A 6,548-nucleotide genomic window follows, 5' to 3' on the forward strand; every position below is an offset into this window, starting at 1 on the left:
GCGGAGTTTGCTATAATGCTCGATCCCATCAATCTTGCCGTATGAAAACGAATCAAAATAACAATAACAAAGAGCGCTAGCTCAGGTCACGTTCAAGGGCAAATTTTAACTGATTGCATGAACCCTATACATAAAATCACAGGCTCACGCTTGTACACACAGCTGACGACGACCCGCAAGGCACGCATTATTGGTGCGTCCGCGGTGCTGCTCGCCGTGGCCGCCTTCGGCGCGGTCGCTGTGTCGCCTATGGCGCCCGACGCATCGGACCTGCCGGTCACGTCCATCGCCCAAAACCTGGAAATGCCTGATCTTGCCTCGCAAATTTCCGCGATGGAACAGGTAGACCAGAATTTCACCCACGAAGAAAAAGTCCGCGCTGGCGATACCCTCGCCACCCTGCTGACCCGTCTCGGCGTGGATGATCAGGCGGCCGCCAATTTCATTAAAACCGACAAGATCGCGCGCGGCGTGATGTTGCTGAAATCGGGCAAGCGCGTACAAGCGCAAACCACCGAAAACGGCGACCTCAACTGGATGCGCGCCACCCTCGTCGACGGCACGGACAAATCGGTCAAGAACATCCTGATCACCCGCAAGGGCGACAAGTTCGTGGCCACGGAAGTGGCAGCCCAGCTGGAACGCCGCGTTGAAATGCACGCGCGCAAGATTACCTCCACCCTGTTCGCCGCCACCGACTCCAGCCTGGACGGCACCCGCCTGCCAGACTCGATTTCCGCGCAAATCGTGGAAATGTTCTCCACCAATATCGACTTCCGCTCCGACCTGAAACGCGGCGACTCGTTCAATGTTGTCTACGAAACATTCTGGCAAGATGGCGAATTTGTCCGAGCGGGCCGCATCCTGGCCGGTGAATTCACCAACCGCGGCACGACTTACCAGTCCGTTTGGTTCGAAGACCCAGCCAGCAAGCAAGGTGGCGGTTACTACAGTTTCGACGGCAAGTCCCTCAAAAAAGCCTTCCTGAAATCCCCCCTCGAATTTTCCCGTATCTCATCCGGCTTCTCCATGCGCGTGCACCCGATTTCCGGCAACTGGAAAGCGCACAAGGGCATCGATTTCGCTGCAGCAACGGGTACGCCTATCCGCGCTTCGGGCGATGGCGTGGTCGATTCCGTCGGCAGCCAGAACGGCTATGGCAATGTTGTTGTCCTGAAACACTGGGCCAACTACAGCACCGCCTACGCCCACATGAGCCGCTTCGCTTCGGGCCTGAAAAAAGGTCAAAAAGTCAGCCAGGGCGATGTGATCGGCTACGTCGGCACCACCGGCTGGTCCACGGGCGCGCATTTGCACTATGAATTCCGCGTCGGCGGCGTGGCACAAGATCCAAGCAAGCTGAACGTACAAGCCCAGGCGCCATTGACGGCCGCCGAGCTGAGCCGCTTCCGCATGGTGTCGGCCGACATGATGCACCGCTTCACCCTGCTGCGTCCGAACGACACGGCACTGGCTTCGCGCTAAGCAACACTGCCTCCGGGCAACATATAAAGGCACCGCCCATGCAGATGGCCGGTGCCTTTGTTTTATGTGCACAGGAAAATGCGGCACAATGCACACCATCACTTACGCACTCAAGGAAAACCCATGCTGTATATCGGCCTGATGTCTGGCACCAGCCTCGATGGCGTTGACGGCGCGCTGGTCGACTTTTCCGACGATGGCGGCACGCGCAGCCTCGGCGACGCCTACATTCCCTTTCCCGCCAGCCTGCGCGACGACCTGATGGCCTTGCAAAGTGCCGGCCAGAATGAAATCGAACGCGAAGCACTGGCGGCAAATCAGCTCGTGCGCCATTACGCCGACTGCGTCGCCCAGCTCCTGAGCAACGCGGGCATCGGCCCGGACGCCGTCACCGCCATCGGCGCGCATGGCCAGACCATCCGCCACCGCCCCGAGCTGGGCTTTACGCGCCAGTTGAACAACCCGGCCCTGCTGGCAGAACTGACAGGCATCGACGTCATCGCCGACTTGCGCAGCCGCGACGTGGCGGCAGGCGGCCAGGGCGCGCCACTGGTGCCCGCCTTTCACCAGGCCATTTTCAATCTGCCCGGCCACACGCGCGTGCTGGCCAATATCGGCGGCATCAGCAATATCAGCGTGTTGCACGCGGACGGCAAGGTGACAGGCTACGACACGGGCCCCGGCAATGCATTGATGGATGGCTGGGTCTTGCAGCACCTGGGCCAGCCCTACGACGCCAACGGCGCCTGGGCCGCCACGGGCCAGGTCATCCCCGCCTTGCTGACAGACTTGCTCAATGAACCGTATTTTGACTTGCCGGCGCCGAAAAGCACGGGCCGCGACCTGTTCCATGCTGACTGGCTGAGCGCCAAGCTGGCCAATTATCCAGCCGCCCTGCCCGCCGACGTGCAGTCGACCTTGACCCAACTGACGGCCGCCAGTCTGGCGCACGCCATCCTACGCGACGGGGCGCAGGCGGAAACCGTGTATGTGTGTGGCGGCGGCGCGCAAAACGCCAGCCTGATGGCGGCGCTGGCCCGTGCATTGCCGGGCATGGCGGTGGAATCGACAGAAGTGCTGGGCGTGGCGCCCAGCCAGGTCGAGGCGCTGGCCTTTGCGTGGCTGGCCTGGCGTTTTACACAGCGCAAGCCGGGCAACTTGCCAGCCGTGACGGGCGCGCAGGGGCTGAGGGTACTGGGCGCATTGTACCCGAGCTAAGCGGGCGCAGAAACACAAATAGCGGATCGATGATCCGCTATTTTCTTACTTGCCCAGTTTAGTACTTAAACGGAGAAAGACGAACCGCAACCGCAGGTCGACGTTGCTGTCGGATTCTTGATCACGAACTGCGCGCCTTCCAGGTCATCCTTGTAGTCGATTTCCGCGCCGACCAGGTACTGGTAGCTCATGGAATCGATCAACAGCTGGACGCCGTTCTTGACCATGGTGGTGTCATCTTCGTTGACGATTTCGTCGAAGGTGAAGCCATACTGGAAACCGGAGCAGCCGCCGCCTTGCACGAAGACGCGCAATTTCAGGTCGGGATTGCCTTCTTCTTCGATCAGCTGCGCGACTTTTTCAGCGGCGCTATCGGTAAAGATAATAGGGGAAGGGATCACATCTTGCATTTCAGCGACGGCATTCATATCAGGCACTCCTACTAGAAAACATTAAGTCATTATAGACTGTTGGCGCAAGTCGCGCTGCGGCCGCCGCTGATGCGGCTGGACGGTGTTGTTCCTGCTCACATTTCCGATACGGCCAAGTGCAGCACGGGGTCGGCGCTGTCATGCCGGCTGAGCTTGCCTTGCACCAATGCGCCGCTGTGCATTTCCAGCACCTTGTAATAGACCTCTCCTACAATGCGGGCTTTTGGCTGGATTTCAAGCATTTCGGACACATACACGGGGCCATTGATCTCGCCGCTGACAACCAGGCTCGAACAGCGCACCTCGCCATCGATGCGGCCCGCCTCGCCCAGCACCACATACGTGGGCTCGCCCGGCTCGCCCGTGACATTGCCGCGCACATGGCCGTCGATGCGCAAGCCGCCGCAAAACAGCAAGTCACCCTCGATCCGCGTGGAAGCGCCGATCAAGGTGTCGATGGGGTTTTTCGCGTTGCGCTCGAACATGAACGTCATCCTGTCGGGGTAGGTGGCAGTCCAATTTATCACAGGTCCGGCAAAAAGGCGCCGGACCCGCGCAAGCACCTGCGCCGATAATTACGGCAGCAGGGCGATGTGTTGCAAACCGGCCGTTTCTTTCAAGCCAAACATCAAGTTCATGCACTGCACGGCCTGGCCCGACGCGCCCTTGACCAGATTGTCCTGCACCACCAGCACGATGACGGTATTGCCGCCTTCCGGACGGTGCAAGGCCAGGCGCAGCATGTTCGAGCCGCGCGTGGAGCGGGTTTCCGGGTGCGAACCGAATGGCATCACGTCGACGAAAGGCTCGTCCTTATATTGCTCTTCGAACAAGGCTTGCAATTCCTCATTGCTGACCTCCTTGTTCAGCTGCGCGTACAGGGTCGAATGCATGCCGCGGATCATCGGCACCAGATGCGGCGTGAAGGTCAACGCCACTTTCTCGTCCGTGAAACGCTGCAGTTGCGCCGTCGTTTCCGGTAGGTGGCGGTGGCCGGCCACGCCGTAGGCCTTGAAACTGTCGCTGCTTTCCGAGAACAGGATGCCGATTTCCGCCTTGCGGCCGGCGCCGGACACGCCCGACTTGCAGTCGGCGATCAAGCCGCCCGCGTTGACCAGGCCCGCTTTCAGCAGCGGGTAAAAGCCCAGCTGCATGGTGGTCGGGTAGCAACCGGGATTGGCGATCAGCTTGGCTTGCTTGATGTCTGCGCGATTCAGTTCCGGCAAGCCATACACAGCTTGCTCGATCAATTCAGGGGCCGTGTGGGGAATCTTGTACCACTGCTCGAACTTGGCCTGGTCTTTCAGGCGGAAGTCGGCGGCCAGGTCGATGACTTTCACGCCGGCGGCCAGCAAGGCTGGTGCTTGCGCCATAGCAACACCATGCGGGGTGGCAAAGAAGACCACGTCGCATTGCTCCAGATTCGCCTTGTCCGGCGAGGAAAATGCCAGTTTGACATGGCCGCGCAGGGAAGGATACATGTCAGCAACGGGCAAGCCATCTTCCTTGCGCGAGGTAATCGCCGTCAACTCGACATCTGGATGGGTAGCGAGCAAGCGCAGCAACTCCACGCCCGTGTATCCAGTGCCGCCGACGATGCCAACTTTGATCATGTTCTTTCCTTGTGTATAGATTGCATAAAGATGAGGGGGAACGCTACCCATAGGGGTTTTCCGCGTATTTTACAGCGCAACGCAGAGTCACGCTGAAATGCAAAAAAGCCGCGGGACCAAAGTCCAGCGGCTTTTCGACCAGCACCCCGAAAGGTGCTGTAGCGTAGAAATTAACGCTTCGAGAATTGCTTTGCGCGACGTGCTTTGCGCAGACCAACTTTTTTACGCTCGACTTCACGTGCATCGCGGGTCACGAAGCCGGCTTTCGCCAGTTCCGGTTTCAACGCTGCATCGTAGTCGATCAGAGCGCGGGTGATGCCGTGACGAACTGCACCAGCCTGGCCCGACTCACCGCCGCCATGGACGTTGACTTTGATGTCGAAACGCTCGACATTGCCGGTCAGTTCCAGTGGTTGACGGATGACCATCAGACCCGTTTCGCGCGAAAAGTATTCGTTTGCTGGTTTGCCGTTAACAACGATCAAGCCTGTGCCAACTTTGATAAAAACCCGAGCCACTGCACTTTTGCGACGGCCGGTTCCATAATTGTAATTACCGATCATGTCAGTTCCTTAGAGAACAAGTGCTTTAGGTTGCTGAGCAGCGTGCGGATGGGAACCTTCCGCGTACACTTTCAGCTTCTTGATCATTGCGTAGCCGAGTGGGCCTTTAGGCAGCATGCCTTTGACCGCTTTCTCAAGCGCGCGACCTGGAAAACGCTGTTGCATTTTCTGGAAGTTGGTTTCGTAGATGCCGCCTGGATAGCCAGAGTGACGGTAGTAAATTTTCTCAGTAGCTTTGGTACCGGTCACACGCAGTTTGCCTGCGTTGATGACGACGATAAAGTCGCCGGTATCGACGTGAGGAGTAAATTCTGGTTTGTGTTTGCCGCGCAGTCGGAGTGCCACTTCGCTGGCAACACGTCCGAGGACTTTGTCCGTCGCGTCAACCACGAACCAATCGCGCTGGACTTCATGTCCTTTAGCGGAAAATGTTTTCATGTTGACTTCCTAATAGATTACACGCTCAAATGGTGGTTCCGCCGATGCTGCCGTGCGGACTCTGCCTTATTTACTTTTCCTGAGCGAACGGAAAGCCGACAAGTATAAGCGGCTTTGCCTTGCCGCGTCAAGCCGCAATCGAGGCCCGCTGCGGGCCGGCGGGCGGCACATGGATGGGCATTCCTCTATTACAATACAAAACGCTTACAATTTTCGGAGAGTACGATGGAATGCAAAGTCAGCTGGAATGGCCCGTCGGGCATGAGTTTTCGGGCAGAAACCGGTTCCGGCCACCTGGTGACCATGGATGGCGCGCCCGATGGCGGCGGCCACAACCTGGCGCCACGCCCCATGGAAATGGTCTTGCTGGGCACGGGCGGCTGCACCGCCTATGACGTGGTGCTGATCCTGAAACGGGGGCGCGAAGCCGTCAGTGGCTGCGAAGTGACCCTGAAGGCCGACCGCGCCGACACCGATCCGAAAGTATTTACCAAGATCCACTTCCACTTCACCGTGCGGGGCAAGGCCCTGAAACCGACGGCCGTGGAACGGGCCGTGTCCTTGTCGCATGACAAATATTGCTCGGCGTCGATCATGCTGGCCAAGACGGCCGAGATTACGCACTCGTTCGAAATCATCGAGGAGTAGGTCGGATTAGCGGGGCAAGGCCCCGCTAATCCGACGACACCGGTAGCGCCAACAATGTTGTCGGATTACGGCCGGCGGCCTAATCCGACCTACCCGACCTGTCAGATGTAATAGGCGGTTTTCGTCATCACTTTACCCATCAACCCCATCAG

Annotated in this window: 8 protein-coding genes; 3 read left to right on the forward strand and 5 right to left on the reverse strand. The window is 58.7% G+C overall.

Features of this window, described 5'->3' with window-relative positions:
* Positions 1-117: 117 nt before the first annotated feature.
* Positions 118-1,485 carry a M23 family metallopeptidase gene (locus tag ASN89_RS23190; protein WP_034749221.1) on the forward strand — a complete coding sequence of 456 codons (1,368 nt, stop codon included), beginning with the start codon at positions 118-120 and terminating at the stop codon, positions 1,483-1,485.
* A 123-nt stretch (positions 1,486-1,608) separates the two neighbouring features.
* Positions 1,609-2,703: an anhydro-N-acetylmuramic acid kinase gene (locus ASN89_RS23195; protein WP_058050922.1), complete on the forward strand. Its 1,095-nt coding sequence runs from the start codon at positions 1,609-1,611 to the stop codon at positions 2,701-2,703.
* Between the two features lie 65 nt (positions 2,704-2,768).
* On the opposite strand, the gene erpA is transcribed toward ASN89_RS23195, so the two are convergent.
* The 5 genes from erpA to rplM form a co-directional block, all read right to left on the reverse strand.
* Entirely contained in the window at positions 2,769-3,131 is a 363-nt protein-coding gene (gene erpA, locus ASN89_RS23200; RefSeq protein ID WP_029496047.1) for an iron-sulfur cluster insertion protein ErpA, read from the reverse strand.
* Positions 3,132-3,229: 98 nt separating this feature from the next.
* Positions 3,230-3,619, reverse strand: a complete 390-nt coding sequence (locus ASN89_RS23205; protein WP_034785332.1) for a bactofilin family protein — start codon at positions 3,617-3,619, stop codon at positions 3,230-3,232.
* 90 nt (positions 3,620-3,709) lie between these two features.
* Positions 3,710-4,747, reverse strand: coding sequence for an N-acetyl-gamma-glutamyl-phosphate reductase (argC, locus tag ASN89_RS23210; RefSeq protein WP_058050923.1), 1,038 nt, complete (start codon positions 4,745-4,747; stop codon positions 3,710-3,712).
* A gap of 170 nt (positions 4,748-4,917) precedes the next feature.
* Complete coding sequence (rpsI, locus tag ASN89_RS23215; RefSeq protein WP_010393285.1) at positions 4,918-5,310, reverse strand: 30S ribosomal protein S9; 393 nt, start codon at positions 5,308-5,310, stop codon at positions 4,918-4,920.
* A 9-nt stretch (positions 5,311-5,319) separates the two neighbouring features.
* The gene (rplM, locus tag ASN89_RS23220; RefSeq protein WP_010393282.1) at positions 5,320-5,748 is read right to left on the reverse strand and encodes a 50S ribosomal protein L13; all 429 of its coding nucleotides are present in this window, start codon (positions 5,746-5,748) and stop codon (positions 5,320-5,322) included.
* A 225-nt stretch (positions 5,749-5,973) separates the two neighbouring features.
* On the opposite strand from rplM, the gene ASN89_RS23225 reads away from it, so the two are divergent.
* Positions 5,974-6,396 carry an OsmC family protein gene (locus ASN89_RS23225; RefSeq protein ID WP_058050924.1) on the forward strand — a complete coding sequence of 141 codons (423 nt, stop codon included), beginning with the start codon at positions 5,974-5,976 and terminating at the stop codon, positions 6,394-6,396.
* Positions 6,397-6,548: the final 152 nt, after the last annotated feature.

Origin of the sequence: Janthinobacterium sp. Ant5-2-1 (genome assembly GCF_001445815.1) — a bacterium.
Taxonomy (GTDB): Bacteria; Pseudomonadota; Gammaproteobacteria; order Burkholderiales; family Burkholderiaceae_D; genus Janthinobacterium; species Janthinobacterium lividum_E.